The 22,918-nt window shown below is 67.4% G+C and carries 20 protein-coding genes and 2 pseudogenes; 14 read left to right on the top strand and 8 right to left on the bottom strand.

Annotation, left to right across the window (positions count from 1 at the left end):
• Positions 1 to 142: 142 nt before the first annotated feature.
• A pseudogene (locus tag AC1VXD_RS00160) lies at positions 143 to 2,954 on the bottom strand (TonB-dependent receptor plug domain-containing protein).
• Positions 2,955 to 3,387: 433 nt separating this feature from the next.
• Here AC1VXD_RS00160 and apbC point away from each other — a divergent pair.
• Both apbC and dcd read left to right on the top strand, forming a co-directional pair.
• Positions 3,388 to 4,242 carry an iron-sulfur cluster carrier protein ApbC gene (gene apbC, locus AC1VXD_RS00155; RefSeq protein WP_482990302.1) on the top strand — a complete coding sequence of 285 codons (855 nt, stop codon included), beginning with the start codon at positions 3,388 to 3,390 and terminating at the stop codon, positions 4,240 to 4,242.
• Positions 4,243 to 4,321: 79 nt separating this feature from the next.
• Complete coding sequence (gene dcd / locus AC1VXD_RS00150; protein WP_482990301.1) at positions 4,322 to 4,894, top strand: dCTP deaminase; 573 nt, start codon at positions 4,322 to 4,324, stop codon at positions 4,892 to 4,894.
• 85 nt (positions 4,895 to 4,979) lie between these two features.
• Here dcd and AC1VXD_RS00145 read toward each other — a convergent pair whose 3' ends face one another.
• The 3 genes from AC1VXD_RS00145 to AC1VXD_RS00135 are packed head-to-tail and all read right to left on the bottom strand — an operon-like array spanning position 4,980 to position 6,253.
• The gene (locus tag AC1VXD_RS00145; protein ID WP_165835665.1) at positions 4,980 to 5,147 is read right to left on the bottom strand and encodes a LiaI-LiaF-like domain-containing protein; all 168 of its coding nucleotides are present in this window, start codon (positions 5,145 to 5,147) and stop codon (positions 4,980 to 4,982) included.
• 15 nt (positions 5,148 to 5,162) lie between these two features.
• Positions 5,163 to 5,585: an HIT domain-containing protein gene (locus AC1VXD_RS00140; protein WP_108765801.1), complete on the bottom strand. Its 423-nt coding sequence runs from the start codon at positions 5,583 to 5,585 to the stop codon at positions 5,163 to 5,165.
• Positions 5,582 to 6,253: a dienelactone hydrolase family protein gene (locus tag AC1VXD_RS00135; RefSeq protein ID WP_482990300.1), complete on the bottom strand. Its 672-nt coding sequence runs from the start codon at positions 6,251 to 6,253 to the stop codon at positions 5,582 to 5,584. The genes AC1VXD_RS00140 and AC1VXD_RS00135 overlap by 4 nt, the downstream gene beginning before the upstream one ends.
• Positions 6,254 to 6,458: 205 nt before the next feature.
• Here AC1VXD_RS00135 and rimO point away from each other — a divergent pair, with 205 nt between their 5' ends.
• Entirely contained in the window at positions 6,459 to 7,820 is a 1,362-nt protein-coding gene (rimO, locus tag AC1VXD_RS00130; RefSeq protein WP_482990299.1) for a 30S ribosomal protein S12 methylthiotransferase RimO, read from the top strand.
• On the top strand, positions 7,817 to 8,650 hold the full coding sequence (locus tag AC1VXD_RS00125) for a DUF3025 domain-containing protein (RefSeq protein ID WP_482990298.1): 834 nt from the start codon (positions 7,817 to 7,819) through the stop codon (positions 8,648 to 8,650). Before rimO ends, AC1VXD_RS00125 begins: the two co-directional genes overlap by 4 nt.
• A gap of 50 nt (positions 8,651 to 8,700) precedes the next feature.
• On the opposite strand, the gene greB is transcribed toward AC1VXD_RS00125, so the two are convergent.
• Positions 8,701 to 9,207: a transcription elongation factor GreB gene (greB, locus tag AC1VXD_RS00120; protein ID WP_482990297.1), complete on the bottom strand. Its 507-nt coding sequence runs from the start codon at positions 9,205 to 9,207 to the stop codon at positions 8,701 to 8,703.
• A gap of 101 nt (positions 9,208 to 9,308) precedes the next feature.
• Entirely contained in the window at positions 9,309 to 10,814 is a 1,506-nt protein-coding gene (locus AC1VXD_RS00115) for a helicase HerA-like domain-containing protein (RefSeq protein ID WP_482990296.1), read from the bottom strand.
• A 123-nt stretch (positions 10,815 to 10,937) separates the two neighbouring features.
• Between AC1VXD_RS00115 and AC1VXD_RS00110 the strand changes: the two genes are divergently transcribed.
• Complete coding sequence (locus AC1VXD_RS00110; protein ID WP_482990295.1) at positions 10,938 to 12,545, top strand: transglycosylase SLT domain-containing protein; 1,608 nt, start codon at positions 10,938 to 10,940, stop codon at positions 12,543 to 12,545.
• 18 nt (positions 12,546 to 12,563) lie between these two features.
• Positions 12,564 to 12,911, top strand: coding sequence for a ribonuclease E inhibitor RraB (locus AC1VXD_RS00105; RefSeq protein ID WP_164072899.1), 348 nt, complete (start codon positions 12,564 to 12,566; stop codon positions 12,909 to 12,911).
• Positions 12,912 to 13,005: 94 nt separating this feature from the next.
• On the opposite strand, the gene asd is transcribed toward AC1VXD_RS00105, so the two are convergent.
• Positions 13,006 to 13,848 carry an archaetidylserine decarboxylase gene (gene asd / locus AC1VXD_RS00100; RefSeq protein WP_482990294.1) on the bottom strand — a complete coding sequence of 281 codons (843 nt, stop codon included), beginning with the start codon at positions 13,846 to 13,848 and terminating at the stop codon, positions 13,006 to 13,008.
• On the bottom strand, positions 13,845 to 14,495 hold the full coding sequence (locus tag AC1VXD_RS00095) for an SCO family protein (RefSeq protein ID WP_108769482.1): 651 nt from the start codon (positions 14,493 to 14,495) through the stop codon (positions 13,845 to 13,847). Before AC1VXD_RS00095 ends, asd begins: the two co-directional genes overlap by 4 nt.
• A 122-nt stretch (positions 14,496 to 14,617) precedes the next feature.
• Between AC1VXD_RS00095 and prmB the strand changes: the two genes are divergently transcribed.
• The 8 genes and pseudogenes from prmB to AC1VXD_RS00055 all read left to right on the top strand — a co-directional run bounded on the left by prmB (position 14,618) and on the right by AC1VXD_RS00055 (position 22,789).
• Positions 14,618 to 15,547: a 50S ribosomal protein L3 N(5)-glutamine methyltransferase gene (gene prmB, locus AC1VXD_RS00090; RefSeq protein WP_482990293.1), complete on the top strand. Its 930-nt coding sequence runs from the start codon at positions 14,618 to 14,620 to the stop codon at positions 15,545 to 15,547.
• On the top strand, positions 15,544 to 16,647 hold the full coding sequence (gene aroC / locus AC1VXD_RS00085) for a chorismate synthase (protein ID WP_482990292.1): 1,104 nt from the start codon (positions 15,544 to 15,546) through the stop codon (positions 16,645 to 16,647). The genes prmB and aroC overlap by 4 nt, the downstream gene beginning before the upstream one ends.
• Positions 16,640 to 17,677 (top strand): 2-hydroxyacid dehydrogenase, encoded by a 1,038-nt coding sequence (locus AC1VXD_RS00080; RefSeq protein ID WP_482990291.1) that lies wholly within the window; start codon positions 16,640 to 16,642, stop codon positions 17,675 to 17,677. The genes aroC and AC1VXD_RS00080 overlap by 8 nt, the downstream gene beginning before the upstream one ends.
• A gap of 91 nt (positions 17,678 to 17,768) precedes the next feature.
• Positions 17,769 to 18,797 (top strand): aspartate-semialdehyde dehydrogenase, encoded by a 1,029-nt coding sequence (locus tag AC1VXD_RS00075; protein ID WP_482990290.1) that lies wholly within the window; start codon positions 17,769 to 17,771, stop codon positions 18,795 to 18,797.
• Between the two features lie 118 nt (positions 18,798 to 18,915).
• Positions 18,916 to 20,946, top strand: coding sequence for a FimV/HubP family polar landmark protein (locus tag AC1VXD_RS00070; RefSeq protein ID WP_482990289.1), 2,031 nt, complete (start codon positions 18,916 to 18,918; stop codon positions 20,944 to 20,946).
• A 23-nt stretch (positions 20,947 to 20,969) separates the two neighbouring features.
• Positions 20,970 to 21,330 (top strand): annotated as a pseudogene (locus AC1VXD_RS00065) (VOC family protein).
• A gap of 35 nt (positions 21,331 to 21,365) precedes the next feature.
• A complete protein-coding gene (gene truA, locus AC1VXD_RS00060; protein WP_482990288.1) occupies positions 21,366 to 22,136 on the top strand; it encodes a tRNA pseudouridine(38-40) synthase TruA in 771 nt (256 codons plus the stop codon).
• A complete protein-coding gene (locus tag AC1VXD_RS00055; protein WP_482990287.1) occupies positions 22,133 to 22,789 on the top strand; it encodes a phosphoribosylanthranilate isomerase in 657 nt (218 codons plus the stop codon). Before truA ends, AC1VXD_RS00055 begins: the two co-directional genes overlap by 4 nt.
• The last annotated feature ends 129 nt before the right edge of the window (positions 22,790 to 22,918 follow it).

Below are 22,918 nucleotides of genomic sequence, written 5' to 3'. Positions count from 1 at the left end.
GGATGTTCAGCCGGCAGTCCGGGTTGTGACGGCAGACGGGGGAGGGGGGGCGTTGCGACGCCCGCGGGCCAGCCACGCGGGCAAAAAAAAGGCCCCGCCGAAGCGGGGCCAGTACCAGTCATTCCCTGGAGCGTCGCGACGCTTACTTCGCGCCGAAGTCGTACTGCATCTGGGCGTAGATCGCCCGGCCGTACGGGTTGTAGAGGCTTTCGTTGTACGGCGCGCTGCTGTTGCCGCCGAAGCTGTGGCGCTGGCTCGACGGGTTCTTGTTGAACACGTTGTTGACCATCAGCGACAGGGTCAGGTTGTCCATCGCGCGGTAGCTCACGCTCAGGTTGTAGGTGGTGTACGAGCCCCACTTGCCAGCCTTGTAGCCCGAGGAGTGGACGTAGTCATAGCCTTCGCCCAGGTACGCCATGTAGTTGGGGGTACGGCCGATGTAGTTGTAGTACAGGGTGGTGGTCCACTGGTTCTTCGCCCAGCCGATCGAACCATCGGCTCGCACCTTGGCGAAGGCCTGGTAGTTCCACATCGCATGCGGATCGCGCAGCAGGTCCAGGTAGTCATCGCCGGTCTCCGGCTGCACTTCGCGCTTGAGGATGTTGGTGTAGTTGCTGGCGAACTGCAGCGAGCCGAAGCGACCAATGTCCTGCACGTACTTGAAGCTGGCGGTCAGCGCATTGAGGTTCTGCCGTGCCACGTTGAGCTTGGGCGTGTAGATCTGGTCCAGGTTGCCCGACGCATCGCGGGTGACCCAGTCGGCCACGTTCTGCAGGTGGCGTTGGTGTTGTTGTCCAGGTTGTTGCGGCAGTAGTGCTCGGCACGCAGCAGCTGGTCGGAGCTGAGGGTGTCGACCTCGTTCTCGATCTTCCAGCGGTAGTAATTCACCGACAGCGAGAGGTTGGCCATCGGTGCCCAGACCACGCCGGCGTTCCACACATCGGCGGTGATCGGTTCCAGTTCCGGGCTGCCCGACTGCACGCCGAGGGTGGACTGGCCTGCATACGGGCAGCCGACGGTGTAGGCGGGCTCGAAGCCCAGCTGTGCGCAGCGGTAGTAGTCGGTGGCGGCAGTGTAGAAGCCGCTTTCGCCCTGGAAGGCATCGGGCAACGACGGCGGACGGAACGCGGTGCCGTACTTGCCGCGGAACAGCAGGCTTTCAATCGGACGGGACTCGACGCCGATGCTTTACGTCGACTTGTCGACCGTGTTGTCCGCGATCTTGAAGGCGTCGTAGCGGCCCGAACCGGTGACGGTGAGCGAGTCGAGCAGCGGCAGGCGCAGTTTGCCGGTCACCGCGTAGTTGCTGCGGTGGCCGGCGCCGGCCACTGAAGTGGTGCCCCAGACTTCACCGTCGAGCAGGCGCGCATCCGGGCTGTAATCCCAGCCTTCGCTGCCGCCTTCGACGACGGGGTGCCCAGGCCGGCGTCGCCACCGGGCAGGGAGAACAGCCCGCTGTTGGTCAGCTGCACGCGGCCCAGGTTCTGCCAGGTGAGGCTCTTGTTGTAGTTGTAGCCGGTGAAGCTCTGGAACGCGCCTGCCGGCAGCTGCGAATAGAACGCGCCCCAGTTCGGGCTGTAGATGTTGTAGCCATCATCGGTCTGGCCGAGCACTGGGCCGAACACGTTCTGTTCGAACCAGCTGTCGATCGGTTCGGCCCAGCGAGCGAAGCTGCGCTCGGTCAGCTTGTACTCGCCGCGGCTGAAACTGGCGCTGTAATCCCAGTTGGTGCCGAAAGTGCCGCGGCCGCCCAGGGTGATCTGGCAGGCCTTGTTGCGGTTGGTTTCCTGGATGTCACGGTAGCCCTGGCCGCCAATGTCCTCCGGCGCGAACGCGCGCTGCAGGCTCATGTACTGGTCGGTGTCCTGGTCGTAGATGTAGCCGAAGCCCGGCCCGGTGCTCCAGAACGTGTAGCCGGAACCGGTGACGTAGTTGATCTCTTCGAGGCTGTAGAGCGCCTCGGCGAACAGTTCGAAGTTCTCGTTCACCTGGAAGTTGAGCGAGGAATAGCACTGGCTGCTTTCCTTGGCGTTCTTGATGGTGCGGTAGCCAGCGCTGTACTTGGAGCCGCAGGACTCACCGGCCGCACGCACGCCCAGTTCGGTGGTGCCGCCGAACTGCCCGGCCACGCTGGCGCAGCGGGTCGGGTCCATCATGACGAACGCGTTGTTTTCGGCGGGCAGGTAGACGAGGAAGTCGTTGGACGGCACCTGCGGCGAGTAGCCGCCAGGGTTGTTCACCTTGGTCAGGTCGCGCTGGTAGCCTCAGATCGGACTGGACGTCTCGTACTGCACGTTGAACAGCGCGTTGAAGCGATCATCGGCGCTGTTGAAGCCCTTGGCCACGCTGACCCGGACGTTGTTGCCGCCGCCCTCGGTGTAGGCGCCGCCGCGCACGTTGATCGTGCCGCCATCCATGCGCTTCTTCAGGATGATGTTGACCACGCCGGCGATGGCATCGGAGCCGTACAGCGACGACTGGCCGCCCGGCAGGATCTCGATGCGCTCGACGATGTCGATCGGGATGCCGCTGATGTTGTTGAAGGCGTCGCTGCCGTTGTACAGCGCCTGGTACTGCAGCATCGGGCGGCCGTTGATCAGGTACTTGGTGTAGCCCGGATCCAGGCCGAACATGCCGGCCGCTTCGGCACCCTGGGTGAAGGCCGCGGAGGACTGGCCGCCCTGCAGGCCGCCGGTGGTCAGCGAGGATTGCTGCAGGAATTCGGCGATGCTGGGGAAGCCGCGGGTCTGGATGTCCTCGGCGGTGACGGTCAGCACCGGGGTGTGGTTTTCCACCTGGGTCTGCGGGATGAGCGAACCGGTGACGGTCACGCGACCGAGGTCGGTGGTCTCCCTGCTGTCCTGGGCGAAGGCGGGAAGGGCGGTGGCTGGCAGGCTGCCGAACAGCGCGAGTGAGAGCGGGTGGCGGACGACATTGGTGCGACGACGAGACATTGCGATATCTCATCCATTAAGTAAGTCCAGGCAGTTCCTTTCCCGGAGCATTCAATCAGCCTTCAGTTTCAAGGCTGGCGAGCTGACCGTAACACGGCATTAACGTTAATGGCACGAGACCGTAAGAAATCTTTGTGTTTGTGAATAATTTCTAGGTGAATTCAACGAGATGGGCATTTATTTTCAGGCGTCGTAAAGCTGTCTTAATAATATATTTACTTATTCTTAACTATTGAATTTAAAATGAGCGCTGCGTTTCACCCAAAAGCAGTCGGCTGAATTAACGCTGCCAGTAGATTCTGTTGAAGCTGTATTCCGCGTGCAGCAGGTGTTCGGTGCTGGTTGGCTACGCGCGCAGGATGGCAGGGCTGCGCCTGGCTGAACTTGTATGATGGGAGGTTGCCCGCCCCATGAACCGCTTCCGGAGTCCGCAGTGAACAGCCCCGCCCGTCGTCCCCATGCCAGCCAGGTGCAGAAGGGCCTTTCGCCCCATGCGCGCATCCGTAACGTGATCGCGGTGGGATCGGGCAAGGGGGGCGTGGGCAAGTCCACCACCTCGGTGAATCTGGCCGTCGCGCTGCAGCAGCTCGGTGCCCGCGTGGGCGTGCTCGACGCCGATATCTACGGCCCCAGCGTGCCGGCCATGCTCGGCCTGTCCGGCCGCCCGGAAAGCCCGGACAACAAGAGCATCGAGCCGATGCGTGCGTTCGGCGTGGACACCATGTCCATCGGCTACCTGGTGGAAGACGAGACGCCGCTGATCATGCGCGCGCCGCGGGCGACCGCCGCCCTGACCCAGCTGTTCGAAGACACGCTGTGGGACGATCTGGACTACCTGCTGATCGACCTGCCGCCGGGCACCGGTGACATCCAGCTGACCCTGGTGCAGAAGATTCCGCTGGCCGGTGCGGTCATCGTCACCACGCCGCAGGACATCGCCACGCTGGATGCGAAGAAGGCGCTGAAGATGTTCGAGAAGGTGGAGGTGCCGGTGCTGGGCATCGTCGAGAACATGGCCGTGCACACCTGCAGCAACTGCGGCCACATCGAGCACCTGTTCGGCGAGGGCGGCGGCGAGCGCATGGCCGTGCAGTACGGCGTGCCGCTGCTGGGGTCGCTGCCGCTGCAGATCGACATCCGCGAACAGGGGGATGCCGGCAACCCGATCACCGTCGTCCAGCCCCAGTCGACCGCGGCCCAGGCCTACCGCCGCGCCGCCGAGCGCCTGGTGGAGGAGGTGGGCAAGCGCCCGCGTGCCTCGATCCAGATCCTGTCCTCGCTGCTGTAAGGCCAGGCCTGCGGGGCTGCGGCGTGCGTGCCCGGCCCCCTGCTAGAATCCACGCGCCCCCTCGTACCCAGGACAGAGCATGAGCATCAAGAGTGACCGTTGGATCCGCCGTATGTCCGAGCAGCACGGCATGATCGAGCCGTTCGAGGCCGGGCAGGTGAAGCACGCCAACGGCGAGCGCATCGTCAGCTACGGCACCTCCAGCTATGGTTACGACGTGCGCTGCTCGCGCGAGTTCAAGGTGTTCACCAACATCAACTCCACGATCGTCGACCCCAAGCACTTCGACCCGGGCAGCTTCGTCGACATCGTCGGTGATGAGTGCATCATCCCGCCGAACAGCTTCGCGCTGGCGCGTACGGTGGAGTTCTTCCGCATTCCGCGCGACACCCTGGTGGTGTGCCTGGGCAAGAGCACCTATGCCCGCTGCGGCATCATCGTCAACGTGACCCCGTTGGAACCGGAGTGGGAAGGCCACGTCACCCTGGAATTCAGCAACACCACGCCGCTGCCGGCGCGCATCTACGCCAACGAAGGCGTGGCCCAGATGCTGTTCTTCCAGGCCGCGGCCGACGACGTCTGCGAGACCTCGTACAAGGACCGCGGTGGCAAGTACCAGGGCCAGACCGGCGTGACCCTGCCGCGCACCTGATCAACATATCGGTAGCGCCGGGCCATGCCCGGCGTTTTCGTATGGGCCGCGTGGTGCATTCGCCGGGCATGGCCCGGCGCTACCTTTATTTGCCGCGTCCGAACAGCATCGCGATGCCGACGCCGACCAGGCCGACCGGCCACCAGGTCAGGAACAGCTTGGACAGATTCAGGTGCGTCCAGCCCAAGTTGCTGGCGAGCATGAACAAGCCGATCAGGATCAGCAGGATGGCGGCGACGAGATTGAAGCGCATCGGGTCGTCAAAGGCTCAGGGGTGGGCCGGATATCCTAGCCGTTCCTTCCAGTAGGCGACATGCTGGTCCAGTGCGGCCGGCTCGTAGCGGTGCGCCGGACCACTGCCCCAGACGGGCCCCGGCCACGCCGGATCGCCGTCGTGGCGGCCGATCACGTGGAAATGCAGCTGGCGCACGATGTTGCCCAGCGCGCCGATGTTGATCTTCTCCACCCCGTCCGTACCGTGCAGGGCCTTGCAGGCGCGGTTGAGTTCGGTGCGCAGCTTGTCCTGCTGCTCGCCGTCCAGCTCGATCCATTCGGTGATCCCGGCCAGGCGCGGCACCAGCACCAGCCAAGGGAACCGTTCGTCGTTCATCAACCGCACTTGCGACAACGGGCCTTCTGCTACCAGGACGCTGTCGGTGGCCAGGCGTGAATCCAGTTCGAAATCGCTCATCCAAGATGCTCCGTGAAGAAGTCCAGGGTGCGTTGCAGCGCCAGGGCGGCGCTGTCTGGATCATACGCATGTCCGACCTCCCGGTTGAAGGCGTGGTCGGCTGGATAGACGTAGGTGGCCATCTGCGGCAGCTTTTCGCGGTGGGCCTGCACGGCTTCCGGTGGGATGCTCTTGTCCTGGGCGCCGAAGTGGAAGATCACCGGCGCCTTGGGCGTTTCGTCGAGGAAACTGACGTTGCGGCCGCCGTAGTAGCTGGCCGAGGGCAGGCCCAGGCGCATCGCCGCCAGCAGGGCCACGCTGCCGCCCCAGCAGTAGCCGACGGTGCCGACCTTGCCATGGGGGGCCAGGCGCGTCGCTGCGGCGCGGACCACTTCCAGCGCCTTCTCCATGCCCAGGGTGTTGACCCGCTCCAGGCCGTCCTTCACGCCCTCGGGGCTGTAGGGCAGGGCATCGGGGTCGGATTCCGGGCCATCGACCAGGTCGAAGAACGACGGCGCCAGCACGGCGTAGCCTTCGGCGGCGAAGCGCTCGGCCACCCCGCGCATGTGCGCGTTGACCCCGAAGATTTCCTGTATGACCACCAGCGCCGCGCGCGGCTTGCCCTCGGGCAGGACCTGCCAGGCGCGGACCGGGCCATGATGCGTATCCAGGGTGATCCATTCGGACATCGTCGGGTACCTCGTTGCAGGGGACAGGCCTGCATTGTCGACGCTGGCCGGGTTAGCGGCGTGTCAGCGGCTGTGCCCGTTCAGGCGGCTGGCCGTTCAGAGCCCCGCCACCAACCCCGCTATACTGGCGCCCTTTCAGGCCCCGGCCCCCAGGACCCCCTGCCATGCCGGCAGGGGCCCAGGCCCCCAGAGTCCCGCGATTTCCATGTCCCAGCTGAACCCCAAAGTCGGCTTCGTCAGCCTTGGCTGCCCGAAGGCCCTTGTCGATTCCGAGCGCATCCTCACCCAGCTCCGCTCGGAAGGTTATGACATCGTCCCGTCCTACGATTCGGCCGACGTGGTGGTGGTCAACACCTGCGGCTTCATCGATTCGGCGGTGACCGAATCGCTGGACGCCATCGGCGAGGCGATGAACCAGAACGGCAAGGTCATCGTCACCGGCTGCCTGGGCAAGCGCCCGGAGCAGATCCGCGAGGCGTACCCGAACGTGCTGGCGGTGTCGGGCCCGCAGGACTACCAGAGCGTGATGGAAGCAGTGCACGAAGCGCTGCCGCCCAGGCACGATCCCTTCGTGGACCTTGTACCGGACTACGGAGTGAAGCTGACCCCGCGCCATTACGCTTACCTGAAGATTTCCGAGGGCTGCAACCACACGTGCAGCTTCTGCATCATCCCGTCGATGCGCGGCAAGCTGGTCTCGCGCCCGGTGGATGAGGTGCTGCGCGAAGCCGAGCGCCTGGTGCGCGGCGGCGTGCGCGAGCTGCTGGTGGTTTCGCAGGACACCTCGGCGTACGGCGTGGACGTGAAATACGCCGAGAAGATGTGGCGCGACAAGGCCTACCAGACCCGCCTGAAGGCGCTGTGCGAAGGCCTGTCCGAACTCGATGCCTGGGTGCGCATGCACTACGTCTACCCGTACCCGCACGTGGACGAAGTGGTGCCGCTGATGGCGGAGAACCGCATCCTGCCGTACCTGGACATCCCGTTCCAGCACGCCAGCCCGCGCATTCTGCGCCTGATGAAGCGCCCCGGTGCGGTCGAGAAGACTCTCGAGCGCGTGCAGAACTGGCGCCGCATCGCCCCGGACATCACCGTGCGTTCGACCTTCATCGTCGGCTTCCCGGGCGAGACCGAGGCCGAGTTCGAAGAACTGCTGTCGTTCCTGGACGAAGCACAGCTGGACCGCGTGGGCGCGTTCGCCTATTCGCCGGTCGAGGGCGCCACCGCCAACGACCTGCCCGATGCCGTGCCGGAAGAAGTGAAGCAGGAGCGCCTGGCCCGGTTCATGGAGAAGCAGGCGCAGATTTCCGCCGCGCGCCTGGAAGCCAAGATCGGCACCGTGCAGCAGTGCCTGGTCGATGCCATCGAAGGCGATATCGCCGTGGCCCGTTCGAAGGCCGATGCGCCGGAGATCGACGGCCTGGTGCACATCCAGAACGCCGACCAGGTGCCGCTGCGCGTGGGCGAGTTCGTCGATGTGGAGATCACCGAGAGCGACGAGCACGACCTGTATGGTGACGCGCTGGCCAGTGCCACGCGTCCGGCGTTCGACCTCAAGGTGCTGTGACTGCAGCGACGGCCGCCGGCGGCGACGCAGGCGGCCTTCGTCGCTTCATCCCGCCGCTGCGTGCGGCGGTCGATGCGCGGGTGTTCGAGCATCCGCTGTTCGAAGGCGTGCGCGGCTTTGCCGATCTGCTGGCGGGACCGGGTTGGCCGACCGTCGCCGCGCTCGATGCCCGGCTGGCCCTGCCCGGGCTGCAGCTGGTCGAGCAGGATGCCGCGCTGCTGGCCGATGGCCTGCACTACGAAATCCGCATCGCCCAGGGCCGCCTCGCGACCCGCGGGGACAACTGGCACGACCTGTTCAACGCGCTGGTCTGGGCCAGCCTGCTGCCGCTGAAGCGTGCCCTCAATCTGCAGCAGTGCCGGCACATCGCGGCGATGGCGCCCGGCCAGCGCAACCGCGCACAGGCCGCGCTGACGCAGTTCGATGAAACGGGCGTGGTCGTGCAGGTGCGCGATGCGGCCGTGCTGGCCGCGTGGGATGCGCATGACTGGCGCGCACTGTTCGATCCTTCGCACTGGCAGGGCGGTGGCATCGCTGTGGTGGCGGTGTTCGGCCATGCGCTGATGGAGCAGGCGCTGCTGCCGGGCCGGCTGCTGGTCGGCAAATGCGTGGTGGTGCAGGGCGATGGTGAAGCGGGCTGCGTCGAGACGGTCGGCCGAGCCATCGACGAGGGCAGGGTGCTGGGCGATCCACTGCAGCTGCGGCCGCTGCCGCTGGCCGGTATTCCCGGTTGGCATGAAGTGCAGGATGCCGCCTTCTACCGCAACGCCGATTATTTCCGCCCGCTGCGCGTCGGCCGCCACTACCCGCCGCCGCTGATGGTTTTGTAGAGCCGAGCCCATGCTCGGCTGCTGTGCATTCAGCGAGCATGGGCTCGGCTCTACACAGAGGCGTACTCCACCCCGATCACCGCGAACGTGAACTGCCCACCGGGCAGCTCCACAGCGAACTCGTCATCGATGCGCTTCTTCAGCAGCGCGCGCGCCAGTGGCGAATCGATACTGATCCAGCCCAGCCCTGCATCGGTCTCGTCCGGGCCGACGATGCGATAGCGGCTGGTCTCGCCACTCTCCACGTTCTCAAGCTCCACCCACGCACCGAAGAACACCGCCTGCGGATCGGTCGGCGTGGTGTCGACCACGCGCAGCGATTCCAGGCGCTTGGTCAGGTAGCGCACACGGCGGTCGATCTCGCCAAGCTGTTTCTTGCGGTAGGTGTACTCGGCATTTTCCGAGCGGTCGCCTTCGGCAGCAGCCGCGGCCAGCGCCTTCACCACCTCGGGGCGGCGCACCCGCCACAGGTCATCCAGCTCGGCTTTCAACCGGGCGTGGCCGGCGGCAGTGATCAGGGCGGTGCTTTTTTCTGCGGGGGGACGCCAGCGCGACATGCAATACGACTTCTTTTCAGGATGACGAACAGGGAGTGGGGTCGGAGCCCGGGGTCAGATCCCTTTCCAGCGGAAAGGGCTCTGACCCCAGCAATGGCAGATCAGCGCTTGCCGCCGAAAATGCCACCAAGGATGCCGCGCACGATCTGGTTGCCCAGCTTGGTGCCGACCGTGCGCGTGGTCTGCTTGGCCATGGTTTCGATCATGCCCTGGCGGCGCTTGGTGCCGAAGATCGCGTCCTTGATCGACTGGCCGAAGCCGCCTTCCTGGGCATCGTCCTGCTCGCGGCTGCGCGCGGCCGGGGCCGCAGCCTGCTCGGTGGCCTTCTGCGCGCGCTGGGCCAGCAGTTCGGCGGCCGATTCGCGGTTCACCGCAGTGTCGTAGCGGGTACCGACCGGGCTGCCCGCACGCACCTGCGCGCGCTCGGCCTCGGTGATCGGCCCCATCCGGCAGCGCGGCGGGGCGATCATCGTCTGCTGCACCGGCATCGGCACGCCCTTGTCCTGCAGCGTGGACACCAGCGCTTCGCCGGTACCCAGCTGGCTGAGCACTTTTGCCACGTCCAGCTTCGGATTGGGTACGAAGGTCTCGGCGGCGGTCTTCACCGCCTTCTGGTCGCGCGGGGTGAAGGCGCGCAGCGCGTGCTGCACGCGGTTGCCGAGCTGGCCCAGAATGTTGCCCGGCACGTCGTCAGGGAACTGCGAGCAGAAATACACGCCCACGCCCTTGGAGCGGATCAGCCGCACCACCTGCTCGATGCGCTGCACCAGCGAGGCCGGCGCATCGTCGAACAGCAGGTGGGCCTCGTCGAAGATGAAGACCAGCTTGGGCTTTTCCAGATCGCCCACTTCAGGCAGCTGCTCGAACAGTTCCGACAGCAGCCACAGCAGGAAGGTGGAATAGAGCTTGGGCTTGAGCACCAGCTGATCGGCGGCGAGGATGCCGACCACGCCACGGCCGTCGTGATTGACCCGCATGAGGTCGGCCAGTTCCACCGCCGGTTCGCCGAAGAAGCCTTCGCCGCCGTCCTGGGCCAGGCGCAGCACCGAGCGCTGGATGGCCGCGATCGACTGTGCGCTGACCAGGCCGTACTCGGTGGAGATGTCCTTGCGCTCCTCGGCCACCAGGCCGAGCAGGGCGCGCAGGTCATCCATGTCCAGCAGCAGAAGGCCGCGGTCGTCGGCCAGCTTGAAGACGATGTCGAGCACGCCAGCCTGGGTGTCGTTCAATTCCAGGATGCGCGCCAGCAGGGTTGGGCCCATCTCGCTGATGGTGGTACGCACCGGGTGGCCGAGCTTGCCGTACAGATCCCAGAACACGGTGGGGCTGCCGGCCGGGGCGTAGTCGGCCACGCCGATCTCGGCGGCGCGCTGCAGCAGGGCATCGGCACCGCTGCCGGGTACAGCCAGGCCGGACACATCGCCCTTCACATCGGCCAGGAACACCGGCACGCCCAGCCGCGAGAAGCCCTCGGCCAGGGTCATCAGGGTCACGGTCTTGCCGGTGCCGGTGGCGCCGGCCACCAGGCCATGGCGGTTGCCGAGTTTCGGCAGCAGGGTCACAGCCACATCGTCGGTGATGCCTTTGCCGAGCAGAATCGGATCCATGGTCCAGCCCTTGTGGTGAATGCGCCCAATGTTAACCGCCGACGGTGGCGGGCCGATGGCCGGGTTGCCCGGACCTTGGCGGCACCGCTACTCTGCCTGCCTGTTTCGCACACAGTGCCACCAATGCCCGTTCCTGTCCTGATTTCCCGTGGTTGGCCGCTGCTGGCGCTCGCCGGCCTGGTATCCCTGGCGCCCGACGCCCATGCACAGCGTGTTTCGGCACGGGACCAGGCGAAGGCCGATGCGCTGCAGCAGCGCATGGCCACCGCCGAGAAACGCTACAGCGATGCCCTGCTGCTGGTCGCCAATGCCGACCCCAAGGGCAGCAACGAAGCCGATGCAGCGCTGGAGGACATGGAAGATGTCATCAGCGAATGCGTGAAGCAGAAGGGCTGCCAGATGAGCAACATGCTGGTCACCTACAAGCGCCTGCTGAAGCGTGATGCCGACGCGGCCGCCAGTGATGACAGCGCCGACGAGGGCGGCGACCGCCTGGAGGCCGACCCGGACCACGTGGGCCCGCTGACCGCCGACGTGCCCGAGGCCGCCCGCGCCGCGGCGCTGCTCAATGACAAGCGCCACGCCTTCGACAACATGGTCGAGTACAACCCGGCCGTGCAGGCGGGCATCCGCCGCTGGCTGACCGACATGCGTCCGGCCCTGCTGACCAGCTACGAGAACTACCAGAACCTGCGCGCGGTGATGTGGCCCGAGTGGGAAAAGCGCGGCCTGCCCGAGGCGCTGCTGTTCGGCATCATGGCCAAGGAATCCAATGGCCGCGTGCATGCGTCCTCGCGCGCCGGTGCGGCCGGCCTGATGCAGTTCATGCCGGCTACCGGCCGCCGATTCGGCCTGGGCCCGGACGGCACCGGCTTCGATACCCGCTTCGATGCGCGCAGCGCCGCCGAAGCCAGCGCCAGCTATCTCAACGAGCGCCTGCGCGAGCTGAACAACAACGTGGAAATGTCGGTGGCGGCCTACAACGGCGGTGAAGGTCGCGCCGCGCGCGTGTTCAAGCAGAGCGGCGGGCAGAGCTTCTGGACCGACAGCGTCTACAACCAGTTCCCCGGCGAGACCAAGGACTATGTGCCGATGGTGATCGCCGCGGCGTGGATCTTCCTGCACCCGCAGCAGTACGGCGTGGAGTTCCCGAAGATCAGCGCGCAGCCTGCCACCCTGCGCCTGGCCAAGTCGACCACCATCTACGAGCTGACCATCTGCCTGGGCAGCCACGGCACGCGTGACGGCTACATGCGCGCGCTGCGCAACCTCAACCCGCGCTATGAAGCCGATGGCTGGATTCCGGCCGGTACGCTGATCAACGCCACCACCCGCATCGCCGGCCTGTACCAGCGCAACTGCGTCAGCGGCCCGCGCGCGGACCTGGCCCGCACCCTGATCACCGCCGATCTGAACGCGGCCATCGTGCGCCCGACCGCCGCCAGCTACACCGGCAGCGTGGCCGTGGGCGGCGTGGTGCCGCTGGCCGACCCGAACGCCAGCGCCACGGTGCCGACCGCACCGACGGCCCCGGTCGCCGCACCGCGCCCGGCGGCGCCCAAGGCCAAGCCCGCCAAGACCTACAAGGTTGGCAAGGGCGACACCTTGGGCCGCATCGCGGCGAAGTTCCAGTGCGAAGTGCCGACCCTGGCGCGCGCCAACGGCCTGAAGGCCCCCAGCTACAACCTGCGCCCCGGCCAGGTGCTGAAGCTGCAGGGCTGCGACAAGTAACCGAACCGGAAGAGAGCCATGGACCTGGAAGCAACCCGCGATCTGTTCGCCAACCTGCGCGAGAACACCGATTGGGATCTCGCCACGCCCCTGCTGTGGGGCTATTACTTCGTGCATTCCACCCCGGACCGCCTGCAGGCGCTGGCGACCACCCTGGAAGCCCAGGGCTATGAGGTGGTGGAACTGTTCGAACAGGAGCCGGAGGAGGGCGATGCGCCCTTCCACGTGCTGCACGTGGAGCGCGTGGAGATCCACGACGAAGCCTCGCTGGACCTGCGCAACCAGGAACTGGCCGCCCTGGCCAGCCAGACCGGCGTGGAAGACTACGACGGCGTCGACGTCGGCCCGGCCCCGACCCTGCAATAACGTACCGCTTTCTGTAGAGCCGAGCCCATGCTCGGCTGTTTTTCCCGGCAGCCGAGCAAGGGCTCGGCTCTACAGGCCCGGCATCGCCGGTTTTTCAGCGCAGTCTTGCCAGCGCCTGGCCCAGCTGCACCGGGCTTTCGGCGCCCAGCTGCGGGGCGAACTCGGCCACGCCCGGCGGCAGCAGCACGATCACCGTCGAGCCGTAGTTGAAGCGCGCCATTTCGGCGAAGCGCTCCAGCTGGATGCCCTGTCCGCGGTAATCCTTGCGGGTGATGCGGTCGCCGTAGGCCGGGATCTCTTCGCCGCTCCATACCGTTTCCACGCCGGACACCAGCAGCGCACCGACCATCACGCTGACCATCGGGCCGAAGCTGGTATCGAAATGGCAGACCAGGCGCTCGTTGCGGGCGAACAGGCGCGGCACGCCGTTCACCGCGGCCGGGCCGACGCTGAACAGGCGGCCGGGCACGTGCACGGTCTCGCGCAGGGTGCCGGTCCACGGCATGTGCACGCGGTGGTAGTCACGCGGGGACAGGTACACCGTGGCGTACAGGCCGTCGTTGTACGGCTTGGCATCCTCGTCGCTGCCCAGCAGCTCGGCGGCGGTGAAGGACTGGCCCTTGGCCTGGAAAATGCGACCGGCCTCGATCTTCCCCAGCTGGCTGATGCGGCCGTCGGCCGGCATCACCAGGCTGCGCGGATCGGCATCGGCCACGCGCGCGCCCGGCTTCAGGGCGCGGGTGAAGAACTGGTTGAAGGTCGGGTAGCTGCGCGGGTCCGGATTGGCCGCTTCGTCCAGGTTGACGTCGAACTTGCGGGTGACGGTGTCGATCAGCCAGCGCGACACGCGCGGGTCGTCCGAGTACGCCAGCGAGCGCGCCATCGAGGACAGCAGGCGGTGGGGCAGGGCGTACGTCAGGGCGGTGGTCAGGCTCATGGGGCGGATTTCTCGGTCAGCTTCTGCAGGTCGCGGGCGATGGCCGGCGCGTTGAACGGGGGCCGCACCAGGCCGGCAAGGCGGCCCTGCGGGTCGAGCACGGCCAGGCTGGCCGAGTGCTCGACGGTGTAATCTTCGGGATTCTCGTCGAAATGCTTGCCCGGCACCTTCTGGAACACGAAGCCCAGCGAGGTGGCGAAGCGCTCCAGCGAGGGAATGTCGGCGGTGGCGGCCAGGGTGTCCTTGTGGAAGCCGTGCACGTATTCGCCCAGGCGGATGGCGTTGTCACGGTCCGGGTCCACCGACACGAACAGCACGCGCGGGCGCAGCGTGTCGGGCAGGGCTTCCCACTGCTTCTGCGCACCGGCCAGCTCGGCCAGGGTAGTGGGGCACACGTCAGGGCAGAAGGTGAAACCGAGGAATACCAGGGTCCAGTGGCCCTTCAGCTCGCCGGGGATGAGCCGGGTGCCGTCGGACTGGGCCAGGTTGAAATCGGGCAGCTCGCGGGTGTGCGGGTACAGGGTGATCGCTTCGGTGGCCGGCTGGTTGGCCGGCGGCTTCGGCGCGAACACCTGCTGCGCGGCCAGCAGGCCCAGGCCCGCCGCCAGGGCGATCAGCAGGATGATGCCGACGTTGCGATTGAACATGGGAGCCCCCGCAGGAAGTAATCCCCATCATACCGGCTGCAGCCTGATCGTTTCCGTCGCAACGGATGCCGCCGCGGGCGCCAGCCTCTATAATCGTGGGCCACTTTGCCCGCAGTACCGCCATGACCGCTGAAACGGCCGCCGAACTCCACACGATCATCGACCTGATCCGCTACGGCACCAGCCGTTTCAACGAAGCCGGGCTGACCTTCGGGCACAGCTACGACAACGCACTGGACGAGGCCACCCAGCTGGTGCTGCACAGCCTGCACCTGCCGCACGACCTCGGCCCGGCCTACGGCCAGGCCCGCCTGCTGCAGGCCGAGAAGGTCCGCGTGCTGGAACTGTTCCAGCGCCGCATCGACGAGCGCGTCCCGGCCGCCTACCTGACCGGTGAAGCCTGGTTCGCCGGCCTCAGCTTCAAGAGCGATCCGCGCGCCCTGGTGCCGCGTTCGCCGATTGCCGAGCTGATCGAGTGCGGCTTCGAGCCGTGGCTGGCCGGCCGTGACGTCAGCCGCGCGCTGGACCTGTGCACCGGTTCGGGCTGCATCGCCATCGCCATGGGCCACTACTACCCGAACTGGGAAGTGGACGGCGTCGACCTGAGCGATGACGCGCTGTCGCTGGCCGAAGAGAACAAGGAACGCCTGCAGGCGCACAACGTGACCCTGCTGAAGTCGGACCTGTTCAACGGCCTGACCGGCCGCCACTACGACCTGATCGTCACCAACCCGCCGTACGTCACCAACGACGAGACCGATGCCCTGCCGCAGGAATACTCCTACGAGCCGGAAATGGGCCTGCGTGCCGGCGACGACGGTCTGGACCTGGTGCTGAAGATCCTGCGCGACGCCCCGCTGCACCTGAGCGAGGACGGCCTGCTGATCTGCGAAGTGGGTGAATCCGAGCAGCACCTGATCAAGCTGCTGCCGGAAGTCGACTTCGCCTGGGTCGAATTCAAGGTCGGCCAGATGGGCATCTTCGCGGTCGAATGCCGCGAGCTGATCGCCCACAGCGCACGCATCACCGAACTGGCGGCACAGCGCCCGTGAGTTCCAATTCGTTCGGCAAGCTTTTCACCGTCACCACGTTCGGCGAGTCGCACGGGCCGGCCATCGGCTGCGTGATCGACGGTTGTCCGCCGGGGCTGGCGCTGGATGCGGCCGAATTCGCCATCGACCTGCAGCGTCGCGCCACCGGCAAGAGCCGGCACACCTCGGCGCGCCGCGAGGCTGATGAGGTCGAGATCCTGTCCGGCGTATACGAGGGCCTGACCACCGGCACCCCGATCGCCCTGCTGATCCGCAACACCGACCAGCGCAGCAAGGATTACGCGAACATCGGCCAGCAGTTCCGGCCGGGCCACGCCGACTACAGCTACTGGCACAAGTACGGCATCCGCGACCCGCGCGGTGGCGGCCGTTCTTCGGCCCGCGAGACCACCATGCGCGTGGCCGCCGGCGTGGTCGCCAAGAAGTGGCTGGCCGAGCGCTTCGGCGTGACCGTGCGCGGTTACCTGTCGCAGCTGGGCGAGATCCGTCCGGCCGGTTTCGACTGGTCGGCGGTGGAAGACAACCCGTTCTTCTGGCCGCACGCCGAACAGGTGCCCGAGCTGGAGGCGTACATGGACGCGCTGCGCAAGTCCGGTGATTCGGTCGGTGCGCGCGTGGACGTGGTGGCCGACAACGTGCCGCCGGGCTGGGGCGAGCCGATCTACGGCAAGCTCGACGGCGACCTCGCCGCCGCGCTGATGAGCATCAACGCCGTGAAGGGCGTGGAGATCGGCGATGGTTTCGCCAGCGCCGCGCAGAAGGGCACCGAGCACCGTGACCTGCTGACCCCGCAGGGCTTCACCAGCAACCATGCCGGCGGCATCCTTGGCGGCATTTCCACCGGCCAGCCGGTGGTCGCCTCCATCGTGCTGAAGCCCACCTCCAGCCTGCGCCTGCCGGGCCCGTCGCTGGATACCGAAGGCAACGTGGTCGAAGTGGTCACCACCGGCCGCCACGACCCGTGCGTCGGCATCCGTGCCACCCCCATCGCCGAGGCGATGATGGCGCTGGTGCTGATGGACCAGGCCCTGCGCCACCGCGCCCAGTGCGGTGACGTCGGCACCATCACCCCGCGCATTCCCGGGCAGATCGATGGCTGATACCCGGCCGACGGTGTGGGTGAGCCAGCCGCTGGTCGACGCGGCCATCGCGCCGCTGCGCGATCGCGTGCAGCTGCTGGCCACTGATACCGTCACCGCCTGGTCGCCGCAGCAGATCGCCGAGCGCCTGGCCTCGGTCGACGGCGCGATCATCACCCTCAACGAGCGCATCGGCGCGGCCCAGTTGGCCGATGCCGCGCAGCTGCAGGTGATCGCCAACGTCGGCGTCGGCTACAACAACCTGGATGTCGACGCGCTGAGCGCGGCCGGCATCCTCGCCAGCAACACCCCGGACGTGCTCACCGAGACCACGGCCGACCTCGGTTTCGCCCTGCTGATGGCCACCGCGCGCCGCATTACCGAATCCGAGCGCTGGCTGCGCGACGGGCAGTGGGGCCAGTGGTCGTTCCAGACCATGCTCGGCGCCGATATCCATGGCAGCACGCTGGGCATCCTCGGCATGGGCCGCATCGGCCAGGGCATCGCCCGCCGTGGCGCGCTCGGGTTCGGCATGAAGGTGCTGTACCACAATCGTTCGCGCCTGCCGGCCGAGACCGAGGCCGCACTGGGTGCCACCTACGTCGACCTGGACACGCTGCTGGCGCAGTCCGACCACCTGGTCACCGTGCTGCCGTACACCCCGGCGTCGCACCACATCATCGATGCGGCCGCGCTGGCGAAGATGAAGCCTTCGGCCACGCTGGTGAACATCGCCCGCGGCGGCATCGTCGATGAGCTGGCACTGGCCGATGCGCTGGCCCATGGCCGCCTGGCCGCCGCCGGCCTGGATGTCTACGAAGGCGAACCGAAGGTGCGCCCGGAACTGCTGGCGCTGCGCAACGTGGTGCTGACCCCGCATATCGGCAGCGCCTCGCTGGGCACCCGTACCGCGATGGTGCAGCTGGCCGTGGACAACCTGCTGGCCGGCCTCGGCCTGGCCGGCGAAGCGGCGCGCATGCCGAGCGCGATCAACGCCGACGCGGCCCTCGCCGCGCGTGCCGTGCTGGGCAAAAAAACCGGGAAACGATAGGGAACCTCTGCGCGCCCCGCCTGAGGAGGTTCCCCGAACCCAGCTGTCGTGCGTGAGTTTTCCCCCTTCCCGTTTTCGTGAGAGTTCCCCCATGAGCAATGCACAACGCAGCTTCCACGTCGCCATCGTCGGTGCCACCGGCGCCGTCGGCGAAACCATGCTGGCCATCCTGGCCGAGCGCAACTTCCCGGTCGGTACCCTGAGCCTGCTCGCTTCCGAGCGCTCGGCCGGCGGCGAAGTCGAGTTCGAAGGCCGGAAGGTGAAGATCCAGGATCTGGCCACCTTCGACCCCAGCGGCGTGGACATCGCCCTGTTCTCGGCCGGTGGCAGCGTCTCCAAGGAATACGCGCCGAAGTTCGCCGCCGCCGGTGCGGTGGTGATCGACAACTCCTCGGCCTTCCGTTACGACGATGACGTGCCGCTGGTGGTGTCCGAGGTCAACCCGGACCAGGTCGGCAACCGTCCGCGCGGCATCATCGCCAACCCGAACTGCTCGACCATGCAGATGCTGGTGGCGCTGGCGCCGCTGCACCGCAAGTACGGCATCGAGCGCATCAATGTCTCCACCTACCAGTCGGTGTCCGGCGGCGGCCGCTCGGCGATGGAAGAGCTGGGCAAGCAGACCGGCCAGCTGCTGAGCTTCCAGGAGATCGATCCGCAGCGCTTCCCGGTGCAGATCGCCTTCAACCTGATCCCGCACATCGACGACTTCCAGGACAACGGCTTCACCAAGGAAGAGATGAAGCTGGTCTGGGAAACCCGCAAGATCCTCGGCGACGAGAACATCCGGGTGAACCCGACCGCTGTGCGCGTGCCGGTGTTCTACGGCCACTCCGAATCGGTGGCGATCGAAACCCGCGACAAGGTGACCGTGGCCGAAGCGCGCGCGCTGCTGGAACAGTCGCCGGGCGTGGAAGTGGTGGACCGCCACGAAGCCGGTGGCTACCCGACCCCGGTCACCCATGCCTCGGGCACCGATGCGGTGTACGTCGGCCGCATCCGTGAAGACCTGTCGCATCCGCGCGGCCTGAACCTGTGGATCGTCTCGGACAATGTGCGCAAGGGCGCGGCACTGAATGCCGTGCAGCTGGCCGAGCTGGTCGCCGCCGAACAGCGCTGATGGAGAGGCCGGGCAACGCTCGGCCTTTTCTTTGCAGCCGAGCCCATGCTCGGCTCTACCGGGTGCCTCCCCCCGCGGTGGATGCGGACCGTGGTCCGCACGCTTTATAGTGTCGCCCATGAATAAACGGGCCAAGGGCGCCTCGCGCCCGCTCCTCTATCTCTCTGCCGCACTGCTGGCATTGGCCAGCGGTTCGGCCATGGCCCTGGGCCTGGGCGACATCCGCGTGCTGTCGCGCCCCGGCCAGCCGCTTCTGGCCGAAATCCCGGTGGTCTCCGCCGATCCTTCCGAACTGCAGAACCTGCGCGTGGCGCTCGCCTCGGCCGTCACCTTCGAGCGTGTCGGCCTGCAGCGGCCGACCGGCCTGGTCAGCGAACTGCAGTTCGAGCTGACCACCAACAGCCAGGGCAGGGCGGTCGTGCGGGTGACCTCGCAGGCGCCGGTGGAAACCCCGTCGCTGAGCTTCCTGATCGAGGCAGACTGGGGCCAGGGCCGCCTGGTCCGCGAATACTCCGCGCTGGTCGACACGCCGGCCAGTGCGCTGGCCGTCGCCGAGCCGGAGATCGTCGCCCCGGCCGGCGTGCTGGGCAACACGATCACCCGCGACACGCCTGCCAAACCGGCCGCACAGGATGCAGCCACCGCAGCACCGCCCGCACCCGCCAGCGCCGCCCGTCCCGCCGCGCCGCCGCGCCCGCGTGCCGCTGCGCCGGCCGCCGCCGATGGCAGCATCACCGTGCAGCAGGGCCAGACCCTGTCGCACATTGCCGGCGCGCTGGCCCGTGGCAACCAGATCAGCCGGGAGCGGGCGATGATCGCCCTGTTGCGCGCCAATCCGGAGGCCTTCATCCGCGGCAACGTCAACCTGCTCAAGCAGGGCGCGGTGCTGCGCGTGCCAGGCAGCGAGGCCCTGGCCGCGATCGATGGCAACGAAGCTGCCGCGCTGGTCCGTGAGCATGCCGCGCAGTGGCGGCAGGCGCGTACCGTGCCGCAACCGGCCGGTGCGCCGACGCCGGCCGCGCCCGTGGCTGCCGCAGCCACCGCCGCTGCCGCCACGGCCGGGGCACGTCTTGAGATCGCTCCGGCGCTGGCGTCCGATGCCACGCACGCGGGCACAACCACCGGCACCGGTGCCGGCAGCGAGGGTGACATGCTGGGCAATGAACAACTGCGGCAGGCCAGGGAAGACGTTGCCACCCGCGATGCCGAGATCGGTGAGTTGAAGCAGCGCGTGGCCGAGCTGGAAAAGCTCAAGGAGCAGCAGCAGTCGTTGATCGCGATGAAGGACAACGACCTGGCTGCCGCCCAGCAGCGCCTGGCGCCGCCTCCCGGAGCACCCGCCGGTGGCACGCCTTGGTACTGGCTGGGCCTGCCGCTGCTGTTGCTGGTGGCTGGCGCCGCCTGGCTGCTGCGCCGGCGCAAGCCGTCGCCGCTGCCGCCGCTGCGCGAGGAGGGTGATGCCGTGGCGCTGGCCGCTGCGGTGCCTGCCGGTGCCGCGCTGGATTCGCTGGCCGAACAATCGTCCTGGGTCACCGGCCACGAGGACGACGGTCGCCAGGAACCGTCGATGCCGGCCTGGGTGATTGAAGAGGATCATGCCGTCCACGCGCATGACGCGCAGGCCAATGAGGCGCCGTCCGCCCTGGTCGAGCCGGACGACGAACCGGTGGCGCACCCCGCTGCCGATGTCGAGGCCTTCTGGCAGGTGGGGGCGCTGGTGACCGACGAGGGCGACCAGCTGCCGCTGGCGGTGAGCGACGTACCGCGCTGGGACGAACCCGAGGCAGTGGCGCCGGAACCGGCCGACGCGGCCCCCGTGCCCGCCGATGAGATCGGCGTGCCCGACTATGCCCTGCACGCCGAGCAGCAGCCGGAATTCCGTGGTGTGTTCGATCTGCCGGCTGAGCAGGCCGAGCAGGCCGAACAGGGGCAGCCCGTGGAGGCTGCAAGCGAAGACCTGGACCCGGCCGCTGGCTCCAGCAGCAACGACTGGGCTCCGCGCGCGGGCCAGGAGCGCCTGGAACTGGCCATCGCCTACCTGGACCTCGGCGATGCGCAGACCGCGCGGACCCTGCTGGAAGAAGTCGCCACCGATGGCGACGTGCACTGCCAGGCCCAGGCGCGTGAACTGCTCGCCCGCCTGGACTGACCACTGGACCACAGGGGCCACCCATGAGCCGCGAAAACCGCATCGACTACGTTGAGTTCGCCTCGGCCGACCCGGCCGCCAGCCGTGCCTTCTTCGAGGCCGTGTTCGGCTGGTCGTTCGTCGACTACGGCGAGGACTACACCGCCTTCGACGATGGCCGCCTGCAGGGCGGCTTCTTCCGTGGCCAGCCGCAGCGTGCCGAGGCCGGCGCACCGCTGCTGGTGCTGTATGCCGACCTGCTGGCACCGGTCGAAGCCCGCGGTGCACGCGGCCGGTGGGCAGGTCGTCCGGCCCGTTTTCTCTTTCCCCGGTGGCAGCCGCTTCCAGTTCGTCGAGCCCGGAGGCAACGAACTGGCGGTCTGGTCAGAACGCGACCCGGCCTGAGCGTCGCTCCACCCGCAACATTGAGGTAGCAGCACATGCGTTACGCGCTCGGCGTCGAGTACGACGGCAGCGATTTCAGGGGCTGGCAGAACCTGGGCGAGGGCGGACCCAGCGTCCAGGCCAGCCTGGAGAAGGCCTTGTCCTCGGTGGCCGACGCGCCGCTGCAGGTGGTCTGTGCCGGCCGCACCGATGCGGGCGTGCACGGCCAGTGCCAGGTCGTGCATTTCGATACCGACGTGGTGCGCGACCCGCGCGCCTGGATGCTGGGCACCACCACCCGCCTGCCGCGTTCGATCGCGGTGCGCTGGTGCGTGCCGGTGGCCGATGATTTCCACGCCCGCTTCTCGGCGCGCGCGCGCCGTTACCGCTACCGCCTGCTCAACCGCGAGGTGCGCCCAGCGCTGGACCGGCAGACCCTGAGCTGGGAACGGCGGGGGCTGGACGAGACCCTCATGCATGCCGCCGGCCAGGTCCTGCTCGGCGAGAACGACTTCAGTGCGTTCCGCTCAGTGCAGTGCCAGGCTCTGCATGCGCGGCGTGAACTGCAGTCCCTGCAGGTCAGCCGCCAGGGCGAAGTGATCGAGGTGGCGGTGCGTGGCAATGCATTTCTTCATCACATGGTCCGCAATATCGTCGGTTCGCTGATCATGGTCGGCAGCGGCGAGAAACCGGTGGAGTGGATCGCCGAGCTGCTGGCCGGCCGTGATCGCACCGTTGCCGGCCCTACCGCACCTCCGCAGGGGCTGGTGTTCCTGGGGCCGCTGTACCCCGACAACTGGCAACTGCCTGCCGAGGTCACCTTATGAGCCGCTCCTACTACCGTACCCGCATCAAGTTCTGTGGCATGACCCGCGCCGGCGATGTGCGCCTGGCCGGCGAACTGGGCGTGGACGCGGTGGGTTTCATCTTTGCCCGTGAAAGCAGCCGCCGGGTAGCCCCGGCCGAAGCCCGGGCGATGCGCCAGGCGATCGCACCGATGGTCGACGTGGTGGCGCTGTTCCGCAACAACAGCAAGGAAGAGGTGCGTGAAGTGCTGCGCACCGTGCGTCCGACCCTGCTGCAGTTCCATGGCGACGAAGACGAGAGCTTCTGCCGCAGCTTCAACATGCCCTACCTGAAAGCCATCGCCATGGGCGGTCGCGAGGACGTCAACGCACGCACGCTGCAGCTGCGTTACCCGAGCGCGGCCGGCTTCCTGTTCGACAGCCACGCCCCGGGCGGCGGTGGCGGCACCGGCGTGGCCTTCGACTGGGCGCGCATTCCCACCGGCCTGCATCGCCCCTTCCTGCTGGCCGGCGGGCTGAACCCGGAAAACGTGAAGGACGCCATCCTCGCCACCCTGCCGTGGGGCGTGGATGTGTCCAGCGGCATCGAGGTCGAGCCGGGCATCAAGGACGGCTACAAGATGCGCACGTTCGTCGAGGAAGTGCGCAGCGCCGACTGCACCGTGCTGGAGTAACGGCAAGGTTGCCCGTGCGGTACCGCCTGCGAGCGGCCCGCACCTTCACATTTGTCCCTGCACGCATTCTTCACATAGGATGAGGGGAACGCTGCGCCCATGAAGGCCGCTGCCGGATGCACGGAAGCG

The sequence above is a fragment of the Stenotrophomonas sp. STEN054 genome (assembly GCF_056854535.1).
The sequence above is the reverse complement of the archived record's forward strand: the minus strand, read 5'-3'. Positions and strand labels throughout refer to the sequence as shown.

Coding starts and splice junctions, on each gene's coding strand:
- greB (WP_482990297.1), bottom strand. CDS start 9,207: ATGTCGCGCTGGCGTCCCCCCGCAGAAAAAAGCACCGCCCTGATCACT.
- AC1VXD_RS00115 (WP_482990296.1), bottom strand. CDS start 10,814: ATGGATCCGATTCTGCTCGGCAAAGGCATCACCGACGATGTGGCTGTG.
- dcd (WP_482990301.1), top strand. CDS start 4,322: ATGAGCATCAAGAGTGACCGTTGGATCCGCCGTATGTCCGAGCAGCAC.
- AC1VXD_RS00095 (WP_108769482.1), bottom strand. CDS start 14,495: ATGTTCAATCGCAACGTCGGCATCATCCTGCTGATCGCCCTGGCGGCG.
- prmB (WP_482990293.1), top strand. CDS start 14,618: ATGACCGCTGAAACGGCCGCCGAACTCCACACGATCATCGACCTGATC.
- AC1VXD_RS00145 (WP_165835665.1), bottom strand. CDS start 5,147: ATGCGCTTCAATCTCGTCGCCGCCATCCTGCTGATCCTGATCGGCTTG.
- AC1VXD_RS00070 (WP_482990289.1), top strand. CDS start 18,916: ATGAATAAACGGGCCAAGGGCGCCTCGCGCCCGCTCCTCTATCTCTCT.
- AC1VXD_RS00135 (WP_482990300.1), bottom strand. CDS start 6,253: ATGTCCGAATGGATCACCCTGGATACGCATCATGGCCCGGTCCGCGCC.
- AC1VXD_RS00110 (WP_482990295.1), top strand. CDS start 10,938: ATGCCCGTTCCTGTCCTGATTTCCCGTGGTTGGCCGCTGCTGGCGCTC.
- AC1VXD_RS00075 (WP_482990290.1), top strand. CDS start 17,769: ATGAGCAATGCACAACGCAGCTTCCACGTCGCCATCGTCGGTGCCACC.
- AC1VXD_RS00140 (WP_108765801.1), bottom strand. CDS start 5,585: ATGAGCGATTTCGAACTGGATTCACGCCTGGCCACCGACAGCGTCCTG.
- AC1VXD_RS00080 (WP_482990291.1), top strand. CDS start 16,640: ATGGCTGATACCCGGCCGACGGTGTGGGTGAGCCAGCCGCTGGTCGAC.
- truA (WP_482990288.1), top strand. CDS start 21,366: ATGCGTTACGCGCTCGGCGTCGAGTACGACGGCAGCGATTTCAGGGGC.
- AC1VXD_RS00105 (WP_164072899.1), top strand. CDS start 12,564: ATGGACCTGGAAGCAACCCGCGATCTGTTCGCCAACCTGCGCGAGAAC.
- asd (WP_482990294.1), bottom strand. CDS start 13,848: ATGAGCCTGACCACCGCCCTGACGTACGCCCTGCCCCACCGCCTGCTG.
- rimO (WP_482990299.1), top strand. CDS start 6,459: ATGTCCCAGCTGAACCCCAAAGTCGGCTTCGTCAGCCTTGGCTGCCCG.
- AC1VXD_RS00055 (WP_482990287.1), top strand. CDS start 22,133: ATGAGCCGCTCCTACTACCGTACCCGCATCAAGTTCTGTGGCATGACC.